At 63.6% G+C, this 25,407-nt stretch carries 22 protein-coding genes and 3 pseudogenes; 14 read left to right on the forward strand and 11 right to left on the reverse strand.

Translation table 11 applies throughout. The features are described 5' to 3' along the window. The first annotated feature begins 231 nt into the window (after positions 1–231). The 9 genes and pseudogenes from cofG to GKC28_RS26315 form a co-directional block, all read left to right on the forward strand. The gene (gene cofG, locus GKC28_RS03100; protein WP_174145062.1) at positions 232–1,374 is read left to right on the forward strand and encodes a 7,8-didemethyl-8-hydroxy-5-deazariboflavin synthase CofG; all 1,143 of its coding nucleotides are present in this window, start codon (positions 232–234) and stop codon (positions 1,372–1,374) included. Further along, a complete protein-coding gene (gene cofH, locus GKC28_RS03105) occupies positions 1,371–2,645 on the forward strand; it encodes a 5-amino-6-(D-ribitylamino)uracil--L-tyrosine 4-hydroxyphenyl transferase CofH (RefSeq protein ID WP_174145063.1) in 1,275 nt (424 codons plus the stop codon). Before cofG ends, cofH begins: the two co-directional genes overlap by 4 nt. Further along, positions 2,642–3,607, forward strand: a complete 966-nt coding sequence (gene cofD, locus GKC28_RS03110; RefSeq protein WP_174145064.1) for a 2-phospho-L-lactate transferase — start codon at positions 2,642–2,644, stop codon at positions 3,605–3,607. Before cofH ends, cofD begins: the two co-directional genes overlap by 4 nt. After that, on the forward strand, positions 3,604–4,275 hold the full coding sequence (gene cofC, locus GKC28_RS03115) for a 2-phospho-L-lactate guanylyltransferase (protein ID WP_174145065.1): 672 nt from the start codon (positions 3,604–3,606) through the stop codon (positions 4,273–4,275). Before cofD ends, cofC begins: the two co-directional genes overlap by 4 nt. Further along, positions 4,272–5,045, forward strand: coding sequence for a coenzyme F420-0:L-glutamate ligase (gene cofE / locus GKC28_RS03120; RefSeq protein WP_174145066.1), 774 nt, complete (start codon positions 4,272–4,274; stop codon positions 5,043–5,045). Before cofC ends, cofE begins: the two co-directional genes overlap by 4 nt. After that, positions 5,042–5,710: an NADPH-dependent F420 reductase gene (gene npdG / locus GKC28_RS03125; RefSeq protein WP_174145067.1), complete on the forward strand. Its 669-nt coding sequence runs from the start codon at positions 5,042–5,044 to the stop codon at positions 5,708–5,710. The genes cofE and npdG overlap by 4 nt, the downstream gene beginning before the upstream one ends. A gap of 24 nt (positions 5,711–5,734) precedes the next feature. Next, the gene (locus tag GKC28_RS03130; protein ID WP_174145068.1) at positions 5,735–6,775 is read left to right on the forward strand and encodes a TIGR03842 family LLM class F420-dependent oxidoreductase; all 1,041 of its coding nucleotides are present in this window, start codon (positions 5,735–5,737) and stop codon (positions 6,773–6,775) included. A 158-nt stretch (positions 6,776–6,933) separates the two neighbouring features. Beyond that, a complete protein-coding gene (locus tag GKC28_RS03135) occupies positions 6,934–7,557 on the forward strand; it encodes a TetR family transcriptional regulator C-terminal domain-containing protein (protein ID WP_174145069.1) in 624 nt (207 codons plus the stop codon). 493 nt (positions 7,558–8,050) lie between these two features. Further along, positions 8,051–8,326: pseudogene (locus GKC28_RS26315) on the forward strand (transposase); the annotation flags it as partial. A gap of 596 nt (positions 8,327–8,922) precedes the next feature. Here GKC28_RS26315 and pxpA read toward each other — a convergent pair. The 6 genes from pxpA to GKC28_RS03170 are packed head-to-tail and all read right to left on the reverse strand — an operon-like array spanning position 8,923 to position 14,348. Further along, positions 8,923–9,696, reverse strand: a complete 774-nt coding sequence (gene pxpA / locus GKC28_RS03145; RefSeq protein WP_174145070.1) for a LamB/YcsF family protein — start codon at positions 9,694–9,696, stop codon at positions 8,923–8,925. Positions 9,697–9,705: 9 nt separating this feature from the next. Beyond that, positions 9,706–10,722, reverse strand: coding sequence for a biotin-dependent carboxyltransferase family protein (locus GKC28_RS03150; protein WP_174145071.1), 1,017 nt, complete (start codon positions 10,720–10,722; stop codon positions 9,706–9,708). Further along, positions 10,719–11,465 (reverse strand): allophanate hydrolase subunit 1, encoded by a 747-nt coding sequence (locus GKC28_RS03155; protein ID WP_174145072.1) that lies wholly within the window; start codon positions 11,463–11,465, stop codon positions 10,719–10,721. Before GKC28_RS03155 ends, GKC28_RS03150 begins: the two co-directional genes overlap by 4 nt. Next, positions 11,465–12,760 carry a TRAP transporter large permease gene (locus GKC28_RS03160; RefSeq protein ID WP_174145073.1) on the reverse strand — a complete coding sequence of 432 codons (1,296 nt, stop codon included), beginning with the start codon at positions 12,758–12,760 and terminating at the stop codon, positions 11,465–11,467. Before GKC28_RS03160 ends, GKC28_RS03155 begins: the two co-directional genes overlap by 1 nt. Positions 12,761–12,769: 9 nt before the next feature. Beyond that, positions 12,770–13,318, reverse strand: coding sequence for a TRAP transporter small permease (locus GKC28_RS03165; protein ID WP_174145074.1), 549 nt, complete (start codon positions 13,316–13,318; stop codon positions 12,770–12,772). 58 nt (positions 13,319–13,376) lie between these two features. Continuing rightward, positions 13,377–14,348 (reverse strand): TRAP transporter substrate-binding protein, encoded by a 972-nt coding sequence (locus GKC28_RS03170; RefSeq protein WP_174145075.1) that lies wholly within the window; start codon positions 14,346–14,348, stop codon positions 13,377–13,379. Positions 14,349–14,554: 206 nt separating this feature from the next. Here GKC28_RS03170 and GKC28_RS03175 point away from each other — a divergent pair, with 206 nt between their 5' ends. Continuing rightward, positions 14,555–15,076: a winged helix DNA-binding protein gene (locus GKC28_RS03175; RefSeq protein ID WP_027234624.1), complete on the forward strand. Its 522-nt coding sequence runs from the start codon at positions 14,555–14,557 to the stop codon at positions 15,074–15,076. A gap of 319 nt (positions 15,077–15,395) precedes the next feature. Here GKC28_RS03175 and GKC28_RS03180 read toward each other — a convergent pair whose 3' ends face one another. From GKC28_RS03180 to GKC28_RS03195, 4 genes and pseudogenes are all read right to left on the reverse strand, one after another. Beyond that, positions 15,396–16,454, reverse strand: coding sequence for a PotD/PotF family extracellular solute-binding protein (locus GKC28_RS03180; protein ID WP_174145076.1), 1,059 nt, complete (start codon positions 16,452–16,454; stop codon positions 15,396–15,398). A gap of 20 nt (positions 16,455–16,474) precedes the next feature. After that, on the reverse strand, positions 16,475–17,575 hold the full coding sequence (locus tag GKC28_RS03185) for an ABC transporter ATP-binding protein (RefSeq protein WP_174145077.1): 1,101 nt from the start codon (positions 17,573–17,575) through the stop codon (positions 16,475–16,477). A gap of 14 nt (positions 17,576–17,589) precedes the next feature. Further along, complete coding sequence (locus tag GKC28_RS03190; protein ID WP_174145096.1) at positions 17,590–18,405, reverse strand: ABC transporter permease; 816 nt, start codon at positions 18,403–18,405, stop codon at positions 17,590–17,592. Between the two features lie 32 nt (positions 18,406–18,437). Next, a pseudogene (locus GKC28_RS03195) lies at positions 18,438–19,210 on the reverse strand (ABC transporter permease). A gap of 413 nt (positions 19,211–19,623) precedes the next feature. Between GKC28_RS03195 and GKC28_RS03200 the strand changes: the two are divergent. Further along, on the forward strand, positions 19,624–22,044 hold the full coding sequence (locus GKC28_RS03200) for an FAD-dependent oxidoreductase (RefSeq protein ID WP_174145078.1): 2,421 nt from the start codon (positions 19,624–19,626) through the stop codon (positions 22,042–22,044). Positions 22,045–22,357: 313 nt separating this feature from the next. Here the strand turns inward: GKC28_RS03200 and GKC28_RS03205 are convergent, their stop codons facing one another. Beyond that, positions 22,358–23,185, reverse strand: a complete 828-nt coding sequence (locus tag GKC28_RS03205; RefSeq protein ID WP_217433956.1) for a trimethylamine methyltransferase family protein — start codon at positions 23,183–23,185, stop codon at positions 22,358–22,360. A gap of 99 nt (positions 23,186–23,284) precedes the next feature. On the opposite strand from GKC28_RS03205, the gene GKC28_RS26800 reads away from it, so the two are divergent. From GKC28_RS26800 to istB, 3 genes and pseudogenes are all read left to right on the forward strand, one after another. Next, a complete protein-coding gene (locus GKC28_RS26800) occupies positions 23,285–23,422 on the forward strand; it encodes a helix-turn-helix domain-containing protein (RefSeq protein WP_368041083.1) in 138 nt (45 codons plus the stop codon). Between the two features lie 111 nt (positions 23,423–23,533). Further along, a pseudogene (gene istA, locus GKC28_RS26805) lies at positions 23,534–24,379 on the forward strand (IS21 family transposase); the annotation flags it as partial. 334 nt (positions 24,380–24,713) lie between these two features. Then, a complete protein-coding gene (gene istB / locus GKC28_RS03215) occupies positions 24,714–25,280 on the forward strand; it encodes an IS21-like element helper ATPase IstB (protein WP_302480780.1) in 567 nt (188 codons plus the stop codon). Positions 25,281–25,407: the final 127 nt, after the last annotated feature.

Here is a 25,407-nt window from a genome sequence, read left to right on the forward strand (position 1 = left end):
CCGTCTCACGGGTGAGTCGGGCGGCGACATTCATCACATTTCTCGTTTTTTACCAGATAGTCAAATTTTTAGCATATAGTCAATTAAAATCTACACTCTAAGGTTTTATACCGTTTTGTTTCGTTTATTATCATGTGTTTAAATGATTTCACAGCATCACTTTTTATCTAATAGTCAAATTTTGATTGACAGAAACCGAAGCTCCCACAAACCTAGATGCAGGAGGAGCCCATGAACATTCAACTGACCAAACCGAGTGAATCCTGGGCGGTGACCGGGGACCTGCATGCCTTGATGGCCCACGCCCGCCAGATCCGCGATGCCCATTGGGGGCGCACCGTCACCTATTCCCGCAAGGCCTTTGTGCCGCTGACCAACATGTGCCGCGACACCTGCGGCTACTGCACCTTCGTCAAGCATCCCGACTCCCCCGAGGCGAACATCATGACGCCGGAGCAGGTTCTGGCCACCGCCCGCCGCGGCGAGCGGGAAGGCTGCAAGGAACTGCTGTTCAGCCTCGGCGAGAAACCGGAACTGCGCTACGAGAAGGCGCGCAAGGGACTGGAGCGGCTCGGCTATGCCAGCCTGACCGCCTATCTGGCCGAGATGTGCGCGCTGGTGCTGCGGGAAACCTCTCTGCTGCCGCACGTCAATGCCGGCACGCTGACCAGCGAAGAGATTGACCTCTTGCGGCCGGTCTCTGCCTCGATGGGGATGATGCTGGAAACCGTCAGCCGCCGACTGACCCGCAAGGGCCAGCCGCATTATGCCTGCCCCGACAAGGTGCCGGTGCAGCGTCTGCGCACGCTGGAACGGGCGGGCGAGAAGAAAGTGCCCTTCACCACCGGCCTGCTGATCGGCATCGGCGAGACTTTTGAAGAGCGGATCGAGGCGCTGCACGCGATCAACGGCGCCCACGCCCGCCACGGCCACATCCAGGAAGTGATCATCCAGAACTTCCAGCGCAAACCGGATATCGCCATGGCAAACCACCCGGAACCTCCGCTGGACGACATGCTGCGCACCATCGCAGCCGCCCGCATCATCCTGTCGCCGGACATCAGCCTGCAGGCGCCGCCGAACCTCAGCGCCCGCCATCTGGCCTATCTGGACGCAGGCATCAACGACTGGGGCGGCATCTCGCCGGTCACCATCGACTTCATCAACCCGCAGCATGAATGGCCGGAAATCCGCCGCCTTGCCGCCTCCTGCAGCCAGGCCGGGTTTCAACTGCGCGAGCGGCTGACGGTCTACCCCAGCTACCTGGCCGCCGGCAGCGGCTTCATCGACCCGGAAATTCTGGCCCGCGCCTCCGGCATGGCGCAGGCCAACGGACTGGCACGCGACCAGCAGCACATGGGAGAAACAGCATGACCATCCAGCCTCCCGCAGAGAAGTTTGCCGCAGTCCCGGCTGCCGTCAGCGCCGCCTCCGCTCCGGTCCGCGCCATTCTGGAGATGGCTCTGGAAGGCGGCGAGGTGTCCGAAGCCGAGGGCGTCGAGCTGTTCCGCGCCACCGGCACGGACGCCGAGGCGGTCTATGCGGTGGCCGACGAGCTGCGCCGCCGTGCCAATGGCGACCGGGTGACCTTCGTGGTGAACCGCAACATCAACTTCACCAACATCTGCTACATGGGCTGCCGTTTCTGCGGCTTTGCCAAGCGCAGCGAGGACAAGGACGCCGAGTGGCTGGAGCCCGAACAGATCGTCGAGCGCGCGCAGCAGGCCTGGGACCGCGGCGCCACCGAGGTCTGCATTCAGGGCGGGCTGCACCCCAAGATGGAAGGCACCTATTACCGGGACATCGTCCGCGCCATCAAGGCGGCGCTGCCGGACATGCATATCCACGCCTTCTCTCCGTTTGAGATCTGGTATGGCGCGTCGAAGACCAAGATGTCCTACCACGACTTCCTCGCCGATCTGAAGGAGGCGGGCCTCGGCTCGATGCCCGGCACCGCGGCGGAGATCCTGGATACCGAAGTGCGGATGCAGCTCACCAAGAACAAGCTGAGCGCCGAGAAATGGGTGGAGATCATCCGCGCCGCGCATGAGGTCGGCATCCCGACGACCGCCACCATCATGTACGGCCACATCGACGCGCCCGAGCATTGGGCCGCACATATCCGGCTCCTGCGCGACATCCAGAAAGACACTGGTGGATTCACCGAGCTGGTGCCGCTCTCCTTCGTGCACACGGAATCGCCCTTGTGGTCGCAGAACCCGGACAAGGTGCGCCCCGGCCCGACCGCGCTGGAGGTGGACCTGATGCATGCGGTGGCGCGCATCATGCTGCACGGCTGGATCGACAATATCCAGGTGAGCTGGACCAAGCTGGGCGCCGCCCGGGCGCAGCAGATGCTGTCGCGCGGAGTCAATGACCTGGGCGGCACGCTGATGAACGAAAGCATCTCCCGCGCGGCCGGATCGGCCCACGGGCAGGAGATCACCGCGCGCGAGCTGGCCGAGATCATCCGCGCCGCGGGCCGCGTGCCGGCACGGCGCAACACGATCTACGAGATCCGCGACGTCTACGACGATCACGACCCCGAGGAGCTGGCGCCGCTGGTCGACCGTCAGGGCCGCAACCCGCTGGAATTCCTGCAGATGTTCCCGGAACGCGGCACCACGCTGGAGGCGGCGGAATGAGCGCGCAGAAGCACAGGGTCACCCTGCTGGCGGGCGGCGTCGGCGGCGCCAAGATGGCCGAGGGCCTGGCTGCGCTGCCGGACGTGGAGCTGTCGATCATCGGCAACGTGGCGGATGACGATGAGTTCCACGGCCTCTGGGTCTCCCCGGACATCGACACGCTGACCTACAGCCTCGCCGACGTGATCGACCGCAACCAGGGCTGGGGCGTGGCGGACGAGGGCCACCGGGCGCTGGAGACGCTGAACAAGCTGGACGCGGACACCTGGATGTCGCTGGGCGACCGGGACTTCGGCCTGCATATCTACCGCACCATGCGCCGCCTCAAGGGCGACCGGCCGAGCGTGATCGCCCGCGACGTGGCGCGCTCTTTCGGGATCAAGGCGGAGATCCTGCTGCCGACGGACGACCGGGTGCAGACAAGGGTGCGCACCGATGCGGGCTGGCTGAGCTTCCAGGAATATTTCGTGCGCGAACGCTGCGCGCCGGAAGTGCGCGAGCTGGTCTTTGACGGGCTGGAAGAGGCCCGCCCCGCGCCCGAGGCGCTGGCCGCGCTGCGGCAGGCGGATCTGATCGTGATCGCGCCGTCGAATCCGCTGGTCAGCATCGCGCCGGTGCTGGGCGTGCCGGGCATCGCCGCGGCGCTGAAGGCGTCTGGCGCGCCCAAGATCGCGGTCAGCCCCTTCATCGCGGGCAAGGTGGTCAAGGGGCCTGCCGACCGCATGATGGCGGCACTTGGGCTGCGCTCGGACGCGGCCGGGGTGGCCGAACGCTACCGCGGGCTGGCAGAGACGCTGGTGATCGACCACGCCGATGCCGGGCTTGCGGATGAGATCCGGGCCGAGGGGCTGGCACCGGTTTGCAGCGAAATCCTGATGAAATCCGGCGAAGACAAGGCGCGGCTGGCGCGGGAGATCGTCGATCTCGCCTTTGCGCCGGCACTGGCGGAGGCAAGCGCATGAGCGCCCAGGCAGGCACGGCCAAGCGGCTGGTGGTGATCCCGATGAAGGACCCTTCGCGCGCCAAGACCCGGCTGGGCACCGCGCTCGATGCGGACACGCGCGCGACGCTGGCGCTGGCGCTGTTCAACGCAACCGTCACCCACCTGCGCGGCGCGCTTGAGCTGCTGCCGGAGGGCGAGGTGGAGATCGCCGTGGTGACCTCCAGCCCGCTGATTGCCCGGCTGGCGCGCGGGTTGGGACTGCACCTGATCGGCGAGACCCCGGCAGAGACCGGCGCCGATGGCCTCTCCGCCGCGCTGGAGACCGCCGCGAATTGGGCCACCGCCCGCGGCTACGCGGCAATGTGCATCCTGCCGGGTGATCTGGCCGAGCCGAAACCGGCTGACCTCGCCCGCCTTCTGAGCCATGACCTCAGCGGCGGGCAGGCGGTGCTCTGCCCGGCTTCGGACCTTGGCACCAACGCGCTGCTGGTGCCGCTGCCCTGCCCGTTCCGTTTCCGCTACGGGGTGAAATCCGCCGTCGCCCACCGCCAGGCCGCCGAGGCCGCGGGGCTCTGCCCGGTGATGCTGCCGCTCGACAGCCTGCGCGCCGATGTGGACACGGTCGAGGACCTCGGCCACCTGCTGGCGCAGCAGCCGCAGATGCTGATGCGGGAGGGCGCGCGATGAGCCTCTCCGTCATCCTCACCGCCGTGCCCGGCGTGCCGGATGTGCGTAACGGCGACGATCTGGCCGCGATCCTGGGCGATTGCCTGGAGACCTCGGGCCTCGGGCTTCAGGACGGCGACATCCTTGCCGTGGCGCAAAAGGTCTTCTCCAAAGCCGAGGACTGCATCATCCCGCTTGCTTCGGTCACACCGTCGGACGAGGCGCTGAAATACGCCGAAGAGCTGAACAAGGACCCCCGCAAGGTCGAGATCGTGCTGCGCGAAAGCACCCGCGTGGTGCGCGCCTTCCGCCGCCCCGACCAGAACGAGGGCACGATGATCTGCGAGCACCGGCTCGGCTTCATTTCAGCCAATGCGGCAGTGGATGAATCGAACTTCGGCGAAGAAGACGCCGCCATGGTGCTGCCGCCCGACCCCGACGCCAGCTGCGCCCGGCTGCAGCGGAACCTGTCGCACCGCTTTGACGCCGAAATCGGCGTGGTGATGACCGACACCTTCGGCCGCCCCTGGCGGCTGGGCCAGGTCAATGTGGCGATCGGCCTGTCCAAAGTCCCCGCCACCATCCGCGAACAAGGCAACACCGACGCCTGGGGCCGCCCGCTGCAAGTGACCGAACCGGCACTGGCTGATGAAATCGCCGCCGCCTCGGGACTGGTGGTGCGCAAGAACGGAAAAACTCCGGCGGTGCTTCTGCGCGGGCTCGACTGGCAGCCCGCCGACAGCCGCGGCGCCGACATACTCAGAAAAAAACAGGAGGATATGTTCCGATGAGGATCGCAATCATTGGCGGCACCGGGCCGCAGGGACAGGGGCTGGCGCTGCGCTTTGCCCGCGCAGGCATCAATGTGGCGCTCGGCTCACGCGACGGCGAACGCAGCGCAGGCATCGCCGCCGAGCTGATGGCGAAACTGCCCGCAGGTTCCGCCGAAATCACCGGCCTCGACAACGAAGCCGCCACCGCAGCGGCAGACGAAATGGTCATCCTCGCGGTGCCGTTCTCGGCCCACAACGCCACGCTCACGGCGCTGAAGCCGCATCTGGCGGGCAAGATCCTGGTCGACATCGTGGTACCGCTGAAAGAGGGCGACCCCAAGAAGGTGGACATGCCGCCCGAAGGCTCCGCCACCGAGGCTGCGCAGGCGCTCTTGGGCGATGACATCCCGGTGATCGGCGCGCTGCACAATGTCTCGGCCACCACGCTGAACAATCTCGACTGGCCGATCAACTGCGACATTCTGATCTGCGGCAACAGCCTGCCTGCCCGCAAGAAGGTGATCGAACTGGTCCGCGCGCTGGACGTCGAGGCCTACAACGCTGGCGACGCCGAGGCCGCCCGCTGCATCGAGGCGATCACCCCGATCCTGATCCGCCAGAACATTTCCAAGGCAGTGCCCTTTACCCACGCTGGTATCCGCATCTGCCCGCCCGAACACTAAAATTCCAACAGGGAGAAAACACAAATGGAATTCGGTATTTGCTTCAAAGGCTTCGTTGAGCCCGACCGCGCCCGCGCACTGGTCCGCCAGGCGGAAAACGCAGGCTTCACCTACTGCTGGTTCTACGACAGCCACATCCTGTGGCGCGAAAGCTTCGTCGCCATGGCGATGTGCATGGAGCACACCAAGAAGATGCGCTTTGGCCCGCTGGTGACCAACCCGAACTCGCGCGAGTGGTCGGTTGCGGCCTCGCTGTTCGGCTCGCTGGCGAAACAGTCAGGCGGCCGCTTCGACATCGGCCTCGGCCGCGGCGACAGCGCCGTGCGCGTGATGGGCAAGAAGCCCTCGACCATCAAGCGCATGGAAGAATTCACCCATGTGGTGAAATCGCTGATCCGCGGCGAGGAAGTGCAGTACGGTGAATGCCCCGAGCCGGTGAAATTCCCCTGGGCCAACGGCTATGAGCTGCCGGTCTGGATCGGCGCATACGGCCCCAAGGCGCTGGCCTCGGCGGGCAAGGTCGGCGACGGCGTGGTGCTGCAGATCGCAGAACCCAAGATCGTCAAATGGCTGGCAGATCAGGCCAAGGCCGGCGGCGAAGCGGAAGGCCGCGACATGTCGAACTACCGCGTCATGGCCGCCGCGCCCGCCCATACCGGTCCGATCGAGGAAGGCATCGAAAAGACCAAATGGTTCCCGGCGATGGTCGGCAACCATGTGGCCGACATCGTCGAGAAATACGGCACCGGCGGAGATCACGTCCCCACCAGCCTGACCGACTACATCAAGAACCGCAAAGGCTATGACTATTCCAAGCACGGCCAGAGCGATAACCCCTACCTCGACTTCATCACCGAAGACATCGTCAAGAGCTTCTGCGTTCTCGGCACTCCGGATGAGCATATCGCCAAGATCCACGAGCTGGAGACCGCCGGCACCACCCAGTTCAACATCTACCTGGACAGCGGCGACGAGGAGAAGATCATCGCCGATTACGGCGACCACATCATCCCGGCCTTCCGCGAGGACAGCACCGTGTCCTCGCCGATGCTGGCTGCGTCGTAACCATCTCCCCTGACGGCACAGCCTTTCGGCGGGCAGCCTCCCCTGCCCGCCGCTTTTACCGCCCGTGGCCCCATCTGCACGCCCCGCCCGCTGGCCTTCGCTTACGAGTTGTGACAAGACAGCGCCGATTCAGATTGATTTGAAATGGCGGATTTCGCATGGCGCGCATGGCATCAGAGAAACCGAAGACCAAGATCCAGCGTCAGAAAACGGAACAGATCATGGCTGCCGCGCTGGAGGTTTTTGCCCGGCACGGCTCTTCCGGCGCCTCGATCAACATGATCGCCAAGACCGCCGGGCTGACCACGCCCAACCTGCTGTATTACTTCGAAAGCAAGGACGCGATCCGGCAGGAGCTGCTGGGCCGCACGCTGCAGCTGTGGATGGCGCCCCTCAGCCTGCTCAGCCCGCGCGGCGAACCGATCGACGAAATCTGCGAATACATCCGGCGCAAGCTGGAAGTGTCTCGGAACTTTCCCCAGGAAAGCAAGTTCTTCGCCAATGAGCTGCTGAGCGGCCAGCCGCAGAACCGCAGCGAAATCTTTGGCCCGCTGAAGGACCTCTATAACGCCAAGATCATGATGCTGGAGGAGTGGATGCAGGACGGCAAAATCGCCACCGTCGACCCGCATCATCTCTTGTTCTCGATCTGGGCCACCACCCAGCACTATGCCGACTTCGATGTCCAGATCGAGGAAATCGCCCCGGCCAAGGCGGCAGACCGATTTGCCGAGGCAGAGGTCTTCCTGTTCGAGATGTACAGGAAGCTGCTCGCAATCTGAAGCGCCAGCTCTGCTGCCCCTGGCAGGCCACGCGTCAATAAAGGCGAGAATGCCGCCCAAGCAGCCGTTAAAAACAATACCTCGGTTTCGAGGACACCTGACAATCGGCTTCCAACATCGCGATATGGTTAAATCACGCTTGATGAAAGAGACCAGACGGCACCCTCGCTTCGATAGACTTAAATTTCAAGATTTCAGAGACCTTTGCAAACTGGGTGCCACGTTCCCTGGCTATACGTCGGCTCCTGCTTGATGCAGACGTGCATGCAGTCCGCAGAGGATTACAGAAGATGGCCCTTCTCGGAAGTTTGTGCTTGGTGCAAAAAACAGCTTCGTTTAAGGCGCAAAGCCTTGAGTCTACTCTATCGAAAGTGGTTGTTCAAAAGGGTGAAACGGCGGGTCTCACCAACCGGAACCGCCCTAGTTCTTAGGATCAGGACCCATTGATCTCATTCTAGCGTCGTGATTTGCCGCCTGAAGACAGAGCGGTGTTATGCCTGATATTTTCTGGCTGACGGACGCGCAGATGGCCCGTCTTGAGCCTTATTTGCCGAAGCCCCGCGGTAAGCCGCGTGTTAATGGCCGCCGCGTTCTGGGAGGACCTATATTCATCAATCGCAATGGCTTGCGCTGGCGTGATACGCCCAAAGAACACGGCCTGCACATGACCTTGCACAACCGCTGGAAGCAGTGGAGCGATGATGGCATCTTTAGCCGGATGATGCCCGGTCTGGCTGCTGATCGCGGCGGGGAAAAGACCATGATGATCCCTCTCATGGATTGCAGCGCAATCAACTGCCTGGCGGCGATTGAGATAATGTTCGGCAAGCTGAAAGCCTGATGGCGGGGGGCAACACGAGACAACCGACACCTAAAAGCTGCCCTGTCGGCAATCGCGCTTGCCGCTCTCGTTATCAAATAGCTTCAAAGCCAAATGCTTCCAGATCCTAAGGAGCATTCAATGGTTAACGTGGGCGCCGCCATCAAACTTGCAGTTCCCATATCGTGCTGCAATTCAGGAAGATAATGACTGTTCGCGAGGGCTCTCTGACTTTCAGTGCATTGCGGATCAATAGTATCCCTAATTAATAACAAGATCAGCGATGGGGCATCCAATTTTTGCAGAAACTTTGAGAAGGCCTGTCCAGCAACACTGAAGGCAAATGGAGGCCCTTGCATCAGTTGCACATTGACCTCACAAGCAGTCCTGCGCATCGTCCACGCAGGCACCCGTAGTTAACGTCTCGGGAACCGTGAAAAGTGGCCGCTCGGTGATTGGACAGTGCAGGTCATAGCACGGCGTGCAAAAAAGCGGTCATAGAGTGAAATCCAGGCAGGTAGCAGAAACCGAACACCACAGGAAACTCAACGTTTCGTGCCATTGGTTTTGATAAGGCTTACGCCACTGCCCACCAGCGCATTGCGCACGGCCGTTGCAATCACAAGGGTAGCCGGGGTGTCGCCATGCAGGCAGATGGTGTCGATCCGCGCCGGGATGCGCTTGCCGCTAGCCGTAATGATCGCGCCTTCGCGCACCATCTCCACCATCCGCCGCCCGGCCTCTGCCGGATCGTGGATCACCGCGCCGGGCAGGCTGCGGTCCACCAGCGTCGCATCGTCGTTGTAGGCGCGGTCGGCAAAGATCTCACACGCCGTCTTGCAGCCCAGCTCCTGCGCCGCCTGCTGCTGCGCGGTGCCCGCCAGCACCATCACGATGATCTCCGGATCCACCGACAGGGCCGCCTGATAACAGGCCCGCGCCATCGCCAGATCTTCCGAGGCCATGTTGGCCAGCGCCCCGTGCAGCTTCAGATGCCGCACCGCGCCGCCCGCCGCGCGCGCCATCGCCTGCGCCGCGCCCAGCTGGTAGCGCACCATGTTGCCCAGCGTCTCATGCGGCACCGACATCCGGCGGCGGCCGAAGCCCTGCAGGTCAGGAAAACCGGGATGCGCGCCGATGCCGGTGCCCTTGGCCACCGCGTGTTTCATCGTCGCCGCCATCACATCCGGATCGCCCGCATGATAACCGCAGGCGATATTGGCCGAGGTCACGATATCCAGCAGCCCGGCATCATCGCCCAGGGACCAGGCGCCAAAGCTTTCGCCCATATCGGCATTCAGATCGACAGTTCGGGTCATGTCATCTCCTCACAAGACATCTTCTTCACCGGCAATCACGCCGCTGATCAGCTGATAGGACAGCAGGTTCGTCATGCTGCGCGGGTCCCGGATCAAAGGAAAGCACTGGCTGCGCAGCCCCTCGTGCCACTCCGCCTCGGCCCGCTCCAGCTCTACCGCCTCCTCCAGCGGAATGAAACGGAAGTGCAGCTCCGCCCCCGCCGCCGCCTGCGCCAGCAAGGGCAGGTCGCACGGCAGCACCGTGCCGATCCGCGGGTAGCCGCCGGTGGTCTGGCTCTCCGCCAGCAGCACATAGGGCGTGCCGTCGCCGGTCACCTGGATGTCGCCGGGAACGATCACCTCCGACACCACCGTGCGTGCGCCGTCGGGGCGGAATCCCTCGCCATCGCTCTCCATCGGAACGCCCATCCGGTTGCCACGGGCGCCGCGGCGGAAGGTGGTCTGCTCGAACCGCTTGAGTTCAGCCTTTGGGAACAGCGCCGTCTGCAGGCTCGCCACAACCCGAACGGTGCCGCCCTCGAAGCGGTTGTCCGGCGCAAAGCCCAGTCCGGTGGTGCGGCCGTTGTCAGGGCCGGTTTCCAGCGCGTCGCCTTCCGCCAGCGGCGCGCCTATGCCCGCTGCCAGATGCGCCGAGCGCGCACCCAGATGCTGTGGCGTCTGAATTCCGCCGCCGGCATGCAGATAGCCATAGCTGCCGCGCTGCGCCGCCCCGATGGCCAGCCGTGCCCCCGCGGGCAGCAGGTGGCTGGCGTTCCAGGCCACGGCGGCACCGTCGATGCTCGCCCGCATCGGCGCGCCGGTCAGCGCGATGCGCAGATCGCTGTCCGCCTGAAACTCGCCGCCCATGCCGGCCATCTCGATCGCCGCCAGATCCGCGCCCTGCCCCAAGAGCGCAGCGCCCTCGGCCAGCGCCAGCCGGTCGGCAGCGCCGCCGCGCGACACCCCGTATTCCAGCCAGCCCGGGCGGCCGCCGTCCTGAACCGTCACCCCTGGTCCGACGCGCAGAACAGTCAACGTGCCGGTCATGACAGCTCCTCCGCCTTGGCACCGCCCAGCGGATCGCGCCGCAAGCCTTGCAGCTCTTCCGGCGTTACCGGGGTGAATTGCACCTCATCGCCGGGGCGCAGCAGGAACGGCTCCTCCGCATCCGGGCGGAACAACCGCACCGCGGTCTGGCCCGCGTGCATCCAGCCGGTGGGCGTCGCCACCGAGAACAGCACCAGCTGCCGGATCGCCACCGCCAGCGCACCTTCGGGAATGCGCGTGGTCAGCTGGGTCTGGCGGGGAATGTCCCACGCCTCGGGCAGCTCGCCCAGATAAGGCTGGCCGGGGGCAAAGCCGATGGTCTGCACCCGCACCCGCGCCGCCGACAGCGAGGCCACCGCCTCCGCCTCTGTCATCCCTGCAGCCTCTGCCGCCTGCGGCAGCTGCGGCGCCAGCTCGGTGCCGAACACTGCCGGGATCCGCCACAGACGGCGCTGGCCGGGCAGCTCCGCCGCGTACCAGTCGCGCTGCGCCAGCAGCGCCCCCAGCCGCGCCCGCAGCGCCGCATGGTCCAGATGCCGCAAATCAAACCGCACATAGGCCGACACCAGCGAGGTCGAGACTTCCTCGACCCCGTCCCAGCTTTCCGCCGCCAGTGCTGCGCGGAACGCCAGGGCGGCGCGGTTGGCCGGCTCGCTCAGGCGGCTGCCAAAGCTTACCAGCATCCCGTCCACCCCCACCGTGCGGATCTCGGGAACGGGTGCTGCTACACGCTCCTCAGCCATCACATCTGCTCCGGCAGGTAGGTGACGATGGAGGGGAACAGCACGATCAGCACCAGCGCCACAATCATCAGGAAAAAGAACGGCAGCGCCGCCTTGGCCACGGTCAGAATGTCCCGCCCGGTCAGCGACTGCAGCACAAACAGGTTGAAGCCGACCGGCGGGGTGATCTGCGACATCTCCACCACGATCACCAGGAAGATACCGAACCACAAGGGATCAATCCCTGCCTCCAGCACCATCGGCATGATCACCGAGGCGGTCAGCACCACCACCGAGATCCCGTCGAGGAAGCAGCCCATGATCACAAAGAAGATGGTCAGCGCCGCCAGCAGGGTGAAGGTCGACAGGTTCAAGGAGCCGATCCACTCCGCCAGGATGCGCGGAATGCCGGTAAAGCCCATTGCCACGGTCAGGAACGATGCCCCCGCCAGGATAAAGGCGATCATGCAGGAGGTGATCGTCGCCCCCATCAGCCCCTCGGTAAAGCTCTGCCGGGTGAGCGAGCCGGACTGCCACGACAACAGCAGCGCCAGCACCACGCCGACGGCGGCGGCATCGGTGGGCGAGGCAATGCCCGCATAGATCGAGCCGATCACCCCGCCGATCAGCAGCACCACCGGCAGCAGCCTGCGGGCGCGCTTCAGCTTCTCGCGGAAGGTGGCGGCAATGTCCTCGGTTGGCAGCTGGCTGCGGTTCAGCAGCGCCCAGACCACCACATAGCCCACGAACAGGCCGACCAGCAGCACGCCCGGCAGCACGCCAGCGACAAACAGCCGGGCGATGGATTGCTCGGTCGCCACGCCATAGACGATCAAGATGATAGACGGCGGGATCAGCAGCCCCAGCGTGGCGGACCCGGCCAGCGTGCCGATCACCAGCTTCTCAGGATAGCCGCGCCGCGCCAGCTCCGGGATCGACAGCTTGCCGATGGTGGCGGCGGTGGCCGCAGACGACCCCGACACCGCGGCAAAGATCCCGCAGGCAAAGACGTTCACATGCAGCAGCTGCCCCGGCAGCCGGTTCATCCAGGGCGACAGGCCGGTGAACATGTCCTCCGACAGGCGCGAGCGGAACAGGATCTCGCCCATCCAGATGAACAGCGGCAGCGCCGCCAAGGCCCAGGAGTTGCTGTGGCCCCACATGGTGGTGGCCATCACCAGCCCCAGCGGCGCCTCGGTGAACAGCGCCATGGCGGCGATACCCACGCCGAGCAGGGCAAAGGCCACCCAAAGGCCGGCGCCCAGGAACAGGAACAGAAGGAACAGGAGAATGATGGAAAGCGCGGCAACCGACATGATGATCCCCTATTCGCTCAGAAGATTTTCGCCCTTGCCCTCCCAGGAGGGCAGCGCGCCGCGCAGCATGCAGACCAGCTCGTCCGCCAGCGCCAGGGTGAGGATCGCAAGGCCAAGCGCCACCGGCGCCTGCGGCAGCCACAGCGGCACCGACACCATGCCCGCGCTGCGGTCGCCGAACTCCAGCGATTCCAGCAAGAGCAGCCCCATGTACCAGGTCGCATAGCCGCTCATCGCCAGCGCCAGCAGGATCACTCCCAGTTCCGTTGCGCGGTGCGCGGCAGCAGGCAGCCGGTTGGTCACCAGCGTCACCCGGATATGGCCGCCTGCGCGCAGCGCATAGGCCAGCGCCAGAAAGGTCGAAGCCGCCAGGAAAAAGCCGGTGAAATCCGCATAGGACGGGATCGTCAGGCCAACGCCGGTTCCGGTCAGCGCCACCGCGATCTTGTCAGCGAGGTTCAGGCACACCTGCGCAAAAACCAGCGCCACAATGGCCACGATGAACAGTGCTGCCAGCCCGCCGGCCGCACGGTAGATGAAATCAAGCACAACCCGCATGGCTGCTCCTCCTCCCCAGGAGACCGGACGCCGCSCGCGGCGTCCGGTCAAGGTCATGTTACTGCTGGTAGGCGTTCAGCAGGGTGGCACCGGCCTCCCCGGCCTCGCCTTTCCAGTTTTCCAGCATCTCGGCGCCAATCGCGCGCAGGCCCTCCATCAGCTCCTCCGACGGCTCGGACACGGTGATGCCGTTTTCCTTCAGCACCTCGATCTGGCTGCTGGTCTCGGCCCGGCTCATCTCCCAGCCGCGCGCCTCGGCCTCAGCCGCGGCTTCCAGAATGGCGGTCTGGGTCGCCTCGTCCAGACGGCGGAAGGCGCGCTTGTTCACCACCACGATGTTTTTCGGGATCCAGGCCTGAATGTCGGTGTAATGGGTCAGGAAGTCCCACGCCTTGGAGTTCACGCCGGTGGAGGGCGAGGTAATCATCGCCTCAACCCGGCCGGTGCTGAAGGCCTGCGGAATGTCCGGCACTTCAACCTGCGTCGGCGCCGCGCCCGCCAGATTGGCGAACTGCTCCAGCGTCGCGTTGTAGGTGCGGAACTTCAGACCCGCCAAATCCTCGACACTGTTGATTTCCTTGGTGGTGTACAGCCCCTGCGGCGGCCACGGCACCGCATAAAGCGCCATCAGCCCCTGCTCATCCAGCAGCCCGTCGATCACGTCCTTCTGCGCCGCCCACAGCCGCTCGGCCTCTTCATAGCTGGTCGCCAGGAACGGCAGCGAGTCGGCGCCGAACGCCGGGTTGTCATTGGCCAAGAGCGACAGGAAGAACTCGCCCGCAGGCACCTGGCCGCTGCGCACCGCCTTGCTGATTTCCGGGTGCTTGAACAGCGATCCGGCCGAATGGACCTTGATCTCCAGCCCGCCCTCGGTCGCCTCGGCAACGTCACCGGCAAACTCGACAATGTTCTTGGTGTGGAACGTGGCGTCCGGATAGGGCGTCGGCAAGTCCCAGGTTGCAGCAAGGGCCGGCACCGACAGCCCGGCGATCAGAACGGCCGCGCCGCCCAGCATTCGCGAAAATTGCATGTTTTCCTCCCAATGCGAAACATTGCAATAATGTATCCATAACGCTGATAATTTGTCAACGTTTTGACAAGGTGCAGCCTCCTCCCCTGCCCCGCCCGGCAGCTGCCACCGGCCGGACAGCCTGCTTGATCTCCTTGATACTTTACCCTTTTATGACCACATGCAGATAAAACGCCGGGGTTTTATCAACAAAGAAGGGGTAAACGATGGCCGAAAAGAAACCGGATTCCCGCCGAATCGTCTCCTCCCGCCACCTGGCAGAGGGCGAAGGCTGGGAGCTGTCGGAGCTGGAATTCGGCCTGATCATCGCCTCCAACGCCTTTTCCCGCTGGATGACCCGCTGCATGGCGGCGGCCGGCCAGCCGGATCTGAACCCGCTGGAAATCCTGATCCTGCACAACGTCAACCACCGCGGCAAGGACAAGCGCCTGTCCGACATCTGCTTCCTGCTCAACATCGAGGACAGCCACACGGTGAACTACGGCCTGCGCAAACTGCTCAAGGCTGGGCTGCTGGCCTCGGAAAAGCGCGGCAAGGAAGTGTTCTACCGCACCTCCGCCGAGGGCGCGGAGCTGTGCTCGGCCTACCGCGACGTCCGCCGCCAGTGCCTGCTGGACGGTCTCTCTGCCGCCGACCTGCCGGGCAAGGACCTGCGCGAGCTGGCCCGCAGCCTGCGGGCGCTGTCAGGGCACTACGACCAAGCCAGCCGTGCAGCAGCATCATTATAGGTCTAGACCCTTTGATTTCACGTGTTCGGTATAATCCATTGGAAAGAACGAGCGGTGATTGTCTCAAACCTTCTGACTGATCGAAGTACGAGTGACACGATGGGAACTTACCGTCGCAAGGCCCCAACGCAAACCTCGCACGGATGACCGGCAGGCGTTGAGCGGAGCAACTTCCTTCAATCGTAACAAGTTAAGATTGAAAGATAAGCCCAAGGCATACAGCCCGCATTAAGTGCTTTACAATCCGTGGATTGTGATATGGGCATCTTTGCTCAGGTGCCAGCGGGCGGCGGGCGTTCTGGCCCGCCGCTTTCGGGGATCAGAAGCCTGCCTTGATGCGCTCGAATTCCTTGAGCATCCGGCCTTCCAGCTCCGGGTTGACCGCGTCGAAGAACAGGCTGCCCTCGAAGAACGTGTCGACATCGGCAAAGCCGTAGGTCTCGATCAGGCTCTGATCGGCGGATTTGAAGGCCTCGGCATTGGCATGGGCATAGCCCCAGTTCTCGATGATGTATTTGCCGCTTGGCTCGGAACTCAGCGCGTTCAGCATGTCATAGACCTGCTCGTCGCTCTGGGTCGAAGAGTTCAGATGCACATAGCCGCAGACCCAGGTGGCGATGCCCTTGTCCACGTCGCGCATCATCCTGGCCGGCGTCTCGTTCCAGATCAGGTTCAGCTCCGACTGGTTCCAGCCCCAGCCCATCAGCACCTCTCCGCTGGCGATGGCCTGGTCCAGCTGGCCCGCATCGGACCAGTAGAACCGCACGTTCGGGTGGATCCGGCGCAGGAAATCGGAGGCTTTCTGGAATTCCTCGTCCGACATGTCGGTATAGCTGGAGGCGCCGGTCGCCAGCGCCGCCATCGCATAGGCCGAGGAGGCCGCGTCCGGAATGGCGATCTTGCCCTGATAGGCGGGGTCACCCAGCAGCTGCAGCGAGACCGCGCTCTCGTCGATCTGGTCGGTCCGGTAGATCAGCCCGGTATTGCCCCACTCAAACGGCACCATATAGGTCTGGCCGTCGATGGTGACGCCGTCCACATCCTTGATCTGCGGCAGCAGGCTGTCCCAGTTGCTGATTTTCGAGGTGTCGATCGGCTTCAACAGCCCCGCCGCCACCCATTTGCGCAGCCCGTCGGTGCAGGGGTGGGCGAGGTCTGCGGCAAAACCCGATTGCAGCTTGGTGAAAGCCTCCTCGACGCTGCCGAAATAGGTGTAGCTGGGGGGGCCGCCGTATTTTTCGACGTAATCGCCGTAGAACCCCTGATCCTCGTAGCCGGACCAGTCAAAGACCGACAGGCTGGCGGCGTCGGCGGATGCGATGCCCGCCGAGGCGGTCAACGCCGTGGCCGCGGCCAGTACCGTTCTGAAATGTTTCATTTTTCTTCCTCCCTTTATTCTCATGCCTCGCGGGCGCCGAGGTCGATGACAGAGGCGTTCTGCACCCCCAGCCAGACCGGATCGCCCTGCTTGTGATCCACCGTGTGGAAGTAGTTCGGCACCGATACCGCGATGGGCTTCGGCAGCCCCTCGGCGGTGACGTGGTAATGCACATTCTCGCCGTAAAAGGCGGCATTGCTGACGGTGCCCTGCAGATAGCCGTCGTAGCCGCCGGGCTTCTGCGCCGAGATTTCCAGCTGTTCGGGACGGATGCCTGCCAGCAGCTGGGGCCCGCGCCGCGCCACATTCGGGTTCACATCGATGGACAGCAGCCCGAAGCCCTGCACCTCAGCGTGCAGTTTGCCGTCCGCCTCTCCAGTGACAGCCGCATCCAGGAAGTTCATGCCGCCGATGAAGGCGGCGACCTCCTGGCTGCAGGGGCGGGCATAGAGCACCTCGGGCTTGTCGACCTGCTTGAGCTGGCCCTTGAACATCACGCCGATGCGGTCGGACATGGTCATCGCCTCATACTGGTCGTGGGTGACCATAACAAAGGTGATCCCGAGCTTCTGCTGCAGGCGGCGCATTTCGAACTGCATCGCCTCGCGCAGGTTCTTGTCGAGCGCTGACAGCGGCTCATCCAGCAACAAGACCTTGGGCCGCATCACCAGCGCCCGGGCCAAAGCGACGCGCTGGCGCTGGCCGCCGGACAGTTCCGTTGCCTTGCGCGATTGCAGCCCGCCCAGCTCCACCATTTCCAGCGCCTCGGCGACGCGTTCTTCAGTCTCGGCCTTGCCCAGTTTCAGCTTGCGCAGGCCAAAGGCGACGTTGTCGCCGACGTTCAGATGCGGGAAGATCGCATAGGACTGGAACACCATATTGGTCGGGCGCTTGTTGGCCGGGATATGGGCCATGTCCTGGCCGCCGATGCGGATGCTGCCGGCGTCGTGATCCTGGAAACCGGCAATCATCCGGAGCGCGGTGGTCTTGCCGCAGCCGGAGGGGCCGAGGAGGGAAAAGAACTCGCCCTCCTTCAGCGTCAGGTTCAGGTCGCGCACTGCGGTGAAGGTGCCGAACCGTTTCTCCACCCCGGAGATTTCGATGATGTTCTGAGTGGTCATCTGCGTATCCTTCATCAGGCGGACTTGGCGGAGCGGCGGCGGAAATATTCGGCAGTCAGCAACAGCAGCACCGAGGCGAGCAGCAGCAGCGAGCCAAGCGCCAAGGTGTTCGGCAGCTTGGCCGGGAAGCGGATCTGGCTCCAGATATAGACCGGCAGCGTGGGCTGGTTGCCGGACAGGAAGAAGGCCAGCACGAACTCGTCGAACGAAACGGTGAATGTGACCAGCAGGCTGGCCACGATCCCCGGCGCCACGATCGGCAGGGTCACCCGGCGGAAGGTGCCGATCACGCTTTCGCCGAGGTCGAAGGCGGCTTCCTCCAGCGACTGGTCGAAGTCGTCAAAGGCGGACTTCATGATCGAGACCGCAAAGGGCAGCGCGACAAACACATGGCCCAGGATCACCGTGGTCAGCGACGGCTTCAGCCCCAGCGAGATGAACAGCACCAGCATCGAGGACGCCACGATGATGCCGGGGATGACCAGCGGCAGCATCACCAGCCCCTCCGACAGCTCGCGCCCCTTGAACCGGTAGCGGACATAGGCGCGGGCGGCGAACAGCCCCAGCGAGGTGGCGACCAGCGCGGTCACCGCGCCGACAATCAGCGAGTTCACCATCGCCTGCAAGAGCGTGTCCTGTTCGCCCAGCTGGGCGTACCACTTCAGGGTGAATCCCTTCATCGGAAAGGCCACGATGGTGCCGTCGTTGAAGGAGAACAGCGGCAGCAGCAGCACCGGCAGATACAGGAAGATCAGGTAGCCGACCGCATAGGCCAGCAGCCAGGGGAAACGGAAGGGTTTGCGCCGCGGCTTGCTGACAGTAGCGCTCAGCGGCTTGTTCAGGGGTTCGCTTGCCGGAGTGCTCAACGGATCCTCCTCCCCAAAGCGGTGGCCAGGACAACGAACAGGATGGCGGCAAAGCCGACAGAGGCCATTGCCGCCAGCGACAGTGTTGCGCCCAGCGGCCAGTTGTTGGCCGGGCCGAACTGCACCTGGATCAGATTGGCAATCATCTTGCCCTGCGAGCCGCCGACCAGCGACGGGGTGACGTAGTCGCCCACGGTCGGGATGAATATGATCAGGCTGGCGGCGATGATGCCGGGCACGGTCAGCGGCAGGGTGACACGGATGAAGCGCTCCAGCTTGTTCAGGCCCAGATCGGTGGCCGCCTCCAAGAGCGAACGGTCGATCTTCTGCAGCGACACATAGATCGGCAGGATCGCAAAGGGCGCCCAGGCGTGGGCCAGGGTCAGCACTACGGCGAATTCATTATAAAGCAGGAAGGTCAGCGGCTCCCCGATCAACCCCAAGGAGATCAGCGCCGAGTTCATCACTCCGTTGAAGCCAAGGATCAGTTTCCAGCTGAACAGGCGATCGGATAGGCCAGCGCCACCGTTGCCATGGTCACCGCCCCGGCAATCGCGATCGAGCGCAGCATCAGGTGCCGCACCAGCGGATCGGTTGCGGCTTCCAGGTAATTGGCCCAGGTCAGCGTCCGGTCAATCTCGACATAGGTCTGGGTCCAGAAGCTGTACGCCACCAGTATCCCCAGCGGCGCCGCAACCAAAACACCAACATAAAGCGACGCAGGCGCGCTGAGCGCCAAACCCTTGCCAGCTTCACTCTGGACGTGCAATTGTCATTCCTCCCTGGCATTGGCGCCAATAACTGTCCGGGGAAAACGCTGCAATTCCTTCCGCGCGCCCTGAAGAAAACCTCAGCACGCACGACTGAACGGCAGTGCCATTCCGGCGCCGGCACTGAGCACCCCAGTGGCCCGGCTGCCGCCCCGGCACCCGGAACGGCTTGGTTTTGCGAGCTGCCTTGGTGCCGTTTCCGGCCCGGCCGTCGGATCGTGGTCACTTAACGATCCGGCAGCAATAGATTCATCTCAACCAAATAAATTTTGATCGTCACCCAGAAAATTATAACGGCAGAATTTGCCATGGAATCAAATTTGAGGACCCCGCAATTTAATTCGTTTGAGTTCCCCTGACCCCTGCTCGACAATTTTTCGAATGAAACCTCAGCGAAAGCAGGGCGAGCCTAATGGAAACAAAAGCAAGAGTGGTCATTATCGGCGGCGGGGTCGTCGGCTGCAGCATTCTCTATCACCTGGCCAAACGGGGCTGGAAGGATGTAGTGCTGCTGGAACGGCAGGAGCTGACCGCAGGCTCCTCCTGGCACGCGGCCGGCAACCTGTTCACCCTGACCGCCCCCGGCAATGCCGCGGTGCTGCAGAAATACACCATTGATCTCTACCCCGAGCTGGAGCGCGAAAGCGGCCAGGACTGCGGCCTGCACTACAACGGCGAGCTGCTGGTCGCCAAGGACGCCGAAGAGATCAAGACGCTGGCCATCGCCCATGCCTTCGGCAAGCGCTACGGCATCGAGTCCGAGTTCATCTCCCCGGAACGGGCCAAGGAATTGGCCCCGACCCTCAACACCGATGACCTGACCGCGATCCTGCACGAAAAGACCGCCGGCTACTGCGATCCGGCCAGCGTCACCCACGCCTTTGCCAAGGCTGCGCGCAACTATGGCGCCACCATCCACCGCCACACCCCGGTACTGGAAACCAACCAGCGCCACGACGGCAAGTGGGACGTGGTGACCGAACACGGCACCATCACCACCGATTACGTGGTCAATGCCGCGGGCCTCTGGGGCCGCGAGGTGGCGGCACTGGCGGGCATCAAGCTGCCGCTGATGCCGGTGGAGCACCACTATCTGGTGACCGAAGAAATCCCTGAAATGGCCGAAATCGGCAGCGATCACGCACTGCTCTCCTACGCCGATGCCAACCTCTACATGCGCCCCGAAGGCAAGGGCCTGCTGATCGGCGCCTATGAGAGCAAATGCATCCACTGGGCCGAAGACGGCACCCCGCTGGACTTCGGCCACGAGCTATTGCCCGACGACCTCAGCCGCATGGAGGAGGAATTCCTGCAGGCGGTCGAGCTGATCCCCAGCCTAGCCGACGCCGGCATCAAGAGCGTCATCAACGGCCCGATGATCTTCTCCCCCGACCTCGGCCCGCTGATCGGCCCCTACCCCGGCAAGCCCGGCTACTTCTGCGCCAACGGCGTGATGACCGGCTTCAACCAGGGCGGCGGCATCGGCAAGGTGTTGGCGGAATGGATCATCGACGGCGAGCCCTCGCTGGACGTCAGCTTTTGGGACGTGGCGCGCTACGGCGATTACGCCGGCAGCCGCTACGCCAAGCAGATGACCAAATACTGGTATGAAAACCGCTCCAGCCGGATCTACCCCTACCAGACCTTCCCGGCAGCCCGCCCGATGAAGACCTCGCCTATCTACGACCGGCTGAAAGCCGCAGGCGCGGTCTTTGGCGAGACCTGCGGCTGGGAAGACGCCTACTGGTACGCGGCAAACGACGCCGAACGGCAGGAGAGCTATTCCTACGAGCGCCCAGCCTGGTTCGGAGCCGTGGCCCGGGAGGCGCACGCCGTGCGTGAAACCGCCGGCCTGTTCGAGCTGACCAGCTACGGCAAATACCGCTTCAGCGGCGCCGGTGCGGTGGCCTATCTGGACCGCATCATGGCCAACAGGATCCCGGCCATAGGCAAAACCGCGCTGTGCCCGCTGCTCAGCCATCAGGGCAAGGTAATCGGCGATTTCACCGTCACCCGCCTCAGCGCAGACAGCTGCCTGGTGCTGGGCTCCGGGTCGATGGAGAAAATCCACGAGCGCTGGTTCCTGGAGACCCTGCCCGAAACCGGGGTCGCTTATGAGAACCTCACCAACCGCTATGCAGGCCTGCATGTGGCCGGCCCCAACGCCAAGGCGATCATGGCCGCGGTGGCCCCGGGCGTCAGCTTCGGCAGCGCAGACTTCCCCTTCCTGTCGGGCCGCGAGATGGAGCTGGGCCCCTGCCCCGGCGCCTTTGTCATCCGGGTCTCCTACACCGGCGAATGCGGTTACGAGATCTACATGCCGATGGAATACCAGCGCACGCTGTTCGAGGAGATCCTGGCAGCGGGCGAACCCCACGGCCTGACCCTCGCAGGCGGGCACGCGCTGATGGCGCTGCGGCTGGAAAAGGGCTTTGCCGGCTGGAACATGGAGCTCACGTCCGACTACTACACCCATGAAACCGCGCTGGCGCGCTTTGTCCGCTGCGGCAAGGGGGACTTCATCGGCCGTGAGGCCGCTCTGGCCGCCAAAGAGGCCGGGCCGCGGGAATGCTTCGTGCAATTCGCTGTCGATGCGGGCGAGGCCGACGCCTACGGCGGCGAGCCAGTGTTCCTCAATGGCAAGCTGGCGGGCTACACCAGCTCCGGCGGCTACGGCTATTGCGCGGGCACCAGCCTGGCACTCGGCTACCTCTACCCCAACGCCATCGACGCAAACGCCGAATATGAGATCGACATCGTGGGCAAACGGTGCAAGGCGCGCCTGCTGACCGCCCCGCCGGTCGACCCCGAGGGCCTGCGGATGCGCAGCTGACACGCCGCCAGTACCGGAACGGGCTGGGGCACTATCCTCACCGCATCCAGCCCCGCGAACCGGAGCAGCGCCCCTCGGGCCTGCTCCGGTTCTTTTTCGTTACCAGACTGCGCACCTGCCGCCATTTGCACCGCAATGCGGCGCAGCCGCAGCCTGGGGCTGAGAGCCAAGTCCGGAAGGAATGCGGCAAGGGGGTGCCAGGCACAAGCAGCCTGCAGCAGCCCATAAAAAAGCTGCCCGGCCATGGGGAAGCCGGGCAGTAAGACCTCATGCAGCTCCGCTGCCGCACAAGGCTGGGAGAGGTGTTCGCAGGTCAGGCCGCGCTGCCGTGGATCTCCTGCTTGCGGCGGGCCATGTAATCCTTCAGCTGGTCCTCGATGGCCGCGTCGATCGGCGGCTGCTCATACTGGGCCAGCATCTGCTTCCAGATCCCGTTGGCGCGCTGCGCGCTGTCCTTGCTGCCGCGGTCGCTCCAGTTCTCGTAATTGTCCCAGTCGGACACCAGCGGCGTATAAAAGGCGCTTTCATAGCGATCCAGCGTGTGCTGGGTGCCAAAGAAATGCCCGCACGGGCCCACTTCGCGGATCGCATCCAGCCCGATGGCGGCATCGGACACCTCGAACGGCTGCTGCGCCGCCGCCATCATCTGCAGCATCTCGGCATCGATGATCAGCTTCTCGAAGGAGGCCACCAGCCCGCCGCCCAGCCAGCCTGCGCCCTGGTTCAGCAGATGCACATGGCCGCTCATCGCGCCCCACAGCGACATCTGGCTTTCATAGGCCGCCTGCGCATCCACCGCGTTGGAGGCGGTCACATTGCTGGAGCGGAACGGAATGCCATAACGGCGCGCCAGCTGCCCGGTGGCCTGCGCCGCCAGGGTGTATTCCGGGGTGCCAAAGGCCGGTGAGCCGGTCTTCATGTCCACGTTGGAGGTAAAGCCGCCATAGATCACCGGTGTGCCCGGCCGCACGCATTGCGCCAGCACGATGCCGGACAGCGCCTCGGCGTTCTGCTGGGTCAGCGCGCCCGCAATCGTCACCGGCGACATTGCCCCCGCCAGCGTGAAGGGCGTGATGATCACCGGCTGGCCGTGCTTGGCCATCTCGATCAGCCCCTCCCCCATCTGTGAATCGGCGTGCAAAATTGACCCACTTTGGTGGGTTATGAGCGAGTAAAATTGACCCACCTGTTTTCGTTAACATCCGCACTAAAAGTGCGGAGGAAAGAGCAGGTGTTACTGATGGAAAGCGTGTCGAAGATCCGACGATGGGTATTGGTTGAGGGACGCAGCATCCGGTCTGTTGCGCGGGCGACGGGATTATCGCGGAACACGATCAAGAAGTATCTGAAGGATGAGAGCCCGCCGAGCTACATGTGAATCGGCGTGCAAAATTGACCCACTTTGGTGGGTTATGAGCGAGTAAAATTGACCCACCTGTTTTCGTTAACATCCGCACTAAAAGTGCGGAGGAAAGAGCAGGTGTTACTGATGGAAAGCGTGTCGAAGATCCGACGATGGGTATTGGTTGAGGGACGCAGCATCCGGTCTGTTGCGCGGGCGACGGGATTATCGCGGAACACGATCAAGAAGTATCTGAAGGATGAGAGCCCGCCGAGCTACCAGCGCCAGGCCCCGCCGGTTCGGCACAAACTGTGCAATGGGTTTGATCTTCGGCTTCAGGAGCTGTTCGATCAGGACCAGAAGCGACCACGCCGGGAGCGGCGGACGGCCCAGAAGCTCTATGAGCAGCTCGTGGTGGAAGGCTACACCGGTTCCTATTCGCCAGTTCAGCGATTTGTCCGCGATCTGAAGCGGGCCGGTGCCGGTTCGGGCGAGGCCTTTATCCCGCTGCATTTTGCGGCAGGCGATGCGCTGCAATTTGACTGGAGCGAAGAACGGGTTGTTCTGGGCGGTATCGAGCAGAAGGTGAAGGTTGCCCATTTCCGCCTGTGCCACAGCCGCAAGCCCTTTGTCGTGGCCTATCCCGGCGAAGCCCAGGAGATGGTGCTGGATGCCTTTGCGAAGGCGCTGTCTTTCTATGGCGGGGTTCCACGCCGGGTGATAATCGACAACCCCAAGACCATGGTGACCTACGTCTCGCGCTCGAAGGACCGGATATTCCATCCCCGGTTCCTGGCCTTGATGAACCATTACGTGATGGAGCCGGTGGCCTGCACCCCGGCTGCGGGCTGGGAGAAGGGACAGGTCGAGAACCAGGTCCAGTTTTTGCGCGGCCGGTTGTTTGTGCCCAAACCTGCCTTTGGTGATCTCGATGCGCTGAACGATTGGCTGCGCCTGCGCTGTGAAGAGCTGGCAAACCGGCCCCATCCCGAGCAATCGGATCGCACGATTGCAGAGCTGTTCGAAGACGAACGCGCCGAACTGCGCCCTCTGGGGCGAGCATTTGACGGATACGTGGAAAAGACCGTTCGCGTTCGCTCCACCTGCCTGGTTCAATATGCCAGCAATCGCTACAGCGTGCCGTCCCGGTTCGCGGGGCAACATGTGTCGCTGCGCGCCTATGCAGGCCGGATCGTGCTGGTGTCGGGCCAGGATGTCATCGCCGAGCACAAGCGTCGCTTCACCCGCAATGTCAGCTATTTTGAACCTTGGCACTACGTGCCGCTGCTGGATCGCAAGCCCGGCGCCCCGCTCCATCCAGTATCAAATGAGGATTGCGAAGTTCCCCCACCACAAGGACTTCGCCACCTTCGATTACAGCGCGGCCGCCGTTACCCAGCCCCAGATCGAGCCGTTCTGCTCAGGCCAGTTCACAGAAGAGGCACACAATCTCATCCTGGTGGGCGGAACCGGCACCGGCAAAACCCACATCGCCATCGCGCTTGGAACCACCCTGATCAGCAACGGCAAGAAGGCGCGCTTCTTCAACGCCGTCGACCTGATCAACGCCCTAATCAAGGAACAGGCCGAGGGCAATGCCGGGAAGATCATCCGGCAGCTCTCGGCCCTGGACTGCGTCATCATCGACGAGCTGGGTTACATCCCGTTCCCCAAGTCCGGCGGCGCGTTGCTGTTCCATCTGATCAGCAAGCTCTATGAGAAGACCAGTGTCATCATCACGACGAACCTGGAGTTCGGCGAATGGGTCTCGGTCTTCGGTGACGCCAAGATGACAACCGCGCTTCTGGATCGCGTAACTCATCACTGCGCAATCATCGAGACAGGCAACACGTCATACCGGTTCGCACAGAGCAAGCGACGCAGAAAAACATAAACGTCGCGCAAGCAAAGGCCCCAGACGGACTCGCTATAGGAGGGCGGCCCGCCTGGGGCCTTTGCGCCACAAGGGGTGGGTCAAATTCAAACGCTGAAACCGGGTCAGTTTTGAACGCTCATTGACA

It is taken from the genome of Leisingera sp. ANG59, assembly GCF_013317235.1.
Lineage (GTDB): Bacteria > Pseudomonadota > Alphaproteobacteria > Rhodobacterales > Rhodobacteraceae > Leisingera.

What these genes read in the sequence shown, in the direction of transcription:
- cofG (WP_174145062.1), top strand. Translation starts at nt 232, where the DNA reads ATGAACATTCAACTGACCAAACCGAGTGAATCCTGGGCGGTGACCGGG.
- cofH (WP_174145063.1), top strand. Translation starts at nt 1,371, where the DNA reads ATGACCATCCAGCCTCCCGCAGAGAAGTTTGCCGCAGTCCCGGCTGCC.
- cofD (WP_174145064.1), top strand. Translation starts at nt 2,642, where the DNA reads ATGAGCGCGCAGAAGCACAGGGTCACCCTGCTGGCGGGCGGCGTCGGC.
- cofC (WP_174145065.1), top strand. Translation starts at nt 3,604, where the DNA reads ATGAGCGCCCAGGCAGGCACGGCCAAGCGGCTGGTGGTGATCCCGATG.
- cofE (WP_174145066.1), top strand. Translation starts at nt 4,272, where the DNA reads ATGAGCCTCTCCGTCATCCTCACCGCCGTGCCCGGCGTGCCGGATGTG.
- npdG (WP_174145067.1), top strand. Translation starts at nt 5,042, where the DNA reads ATGAGGATCGCAATCATTGGCGGCACCGGGCCGCAGGGACAGGGGCTG.
- GKC28_RS03130 (WP_174145068.1), top strand. Translation starts at nt 5,735, where the DNA reads ATGGAATTCGGTATTTGCTTCAAAGGCTTCGTTGAGCCCGACCGCGCC.
- GKC28_RS03135 (WP_174145069.1), top strand. Translation starts at nt 6,934, where the DNA reads ATGGCGCGCATGGCATCAGAGAAACCGAAGACCAAGATCCAGCGTCAG.
- pxpA (WP_174145070.1), bottom strand. Translation starts at nt 9,696, where the DNA reads ATGACCCGAACTGTCGATCTGAATGCCGATATGGGCGAAAGCTTTGGC.
- GKC28_RS03150 (WP_174145071.1), bottom strand. Translation starts at nt 10,722, where the DNA reads ATGACCGGCACGTTGACTGTTCTGCGCGTCGGACCAGGGGTGACGGTT.
- GKC28_RS03155 (WP_174145072.1), bottom strand. Translation starts at nt 11,465, where the DNA reads ATGGCTGAGGAGCGTGTAGCAGCACCCGTTCCCGAGATCCGCACGGTG.
- GKC28_RS03160 (WP_174145073.1), bottom strand. Translation starts at nt 12,760, where the DNA reads ATGTCGGTTGCCGCGCTTTCCATCATTCTCCTGTTCCTTCTGTTCCTG.
- GKC28_RS03165 (WP_174145074.1), bottom strand. Translation starts at nt 13,318, where the DNA reads ATGCGGGTTGTGCTTGATTTCATCTACCGTGCGGCCGGCGGGCTGGCA.
- GKC28_RS03170 (WP_174145075.1), bottom strand. Translation starts at nt 14,348, where the DNA reads ATGCAATTTTCGCGAATGCTGGGCGGCGCGGCCGTTCTGATCGCCGGG.
- GKC28_RS03175 (WP_027234624.1), top strand. Translation starts at nt 14,555, where the DNA reads ATGGCCGAAAAGAAACCGGATTCCCGCCGAATCGTCTCCTCCCGCCAC.
- GKC28_RS03180 (WP_174145076.1), bottom strand. Translation starts at nt 16,454, where the DNA reads ATGAAACATTTCAGAACGGTACTGGCCGCGGCCACGGCGTTGACCGCC.
- GKC28_RS03185 (WP_174145077.1), bottom strand. Translation starts at nt 17,575, where the DNA reads ATGACCACTCAGAACATCATCGAAATCTCCGGGGTGGAGAAACGGTTC.
- GKC28_RS03200 (WP_174145078.1), top strand. Translation starts at nt 19,624, where the DNA reads ATGGAAACAAAAGCAAGAGTGGTCATTATCGGCGGCGGGGTCGTCGGC.
- GKC28_RS26800 (WP_368041083.1), top strand. Translation starts at nt 23,285, where the DNA reads ATGGAAAGCGTGTCGAAGATCCGACGATGGGTATTGGTTGAGGGACGC.
- istB (WP_302480780.1), top strand. Translation starts at nt 24,714, where the DNA reads ATGAGGATTGCGAAGTTCCCCCACCACAAGGACTTCGCCACCTTCGAT.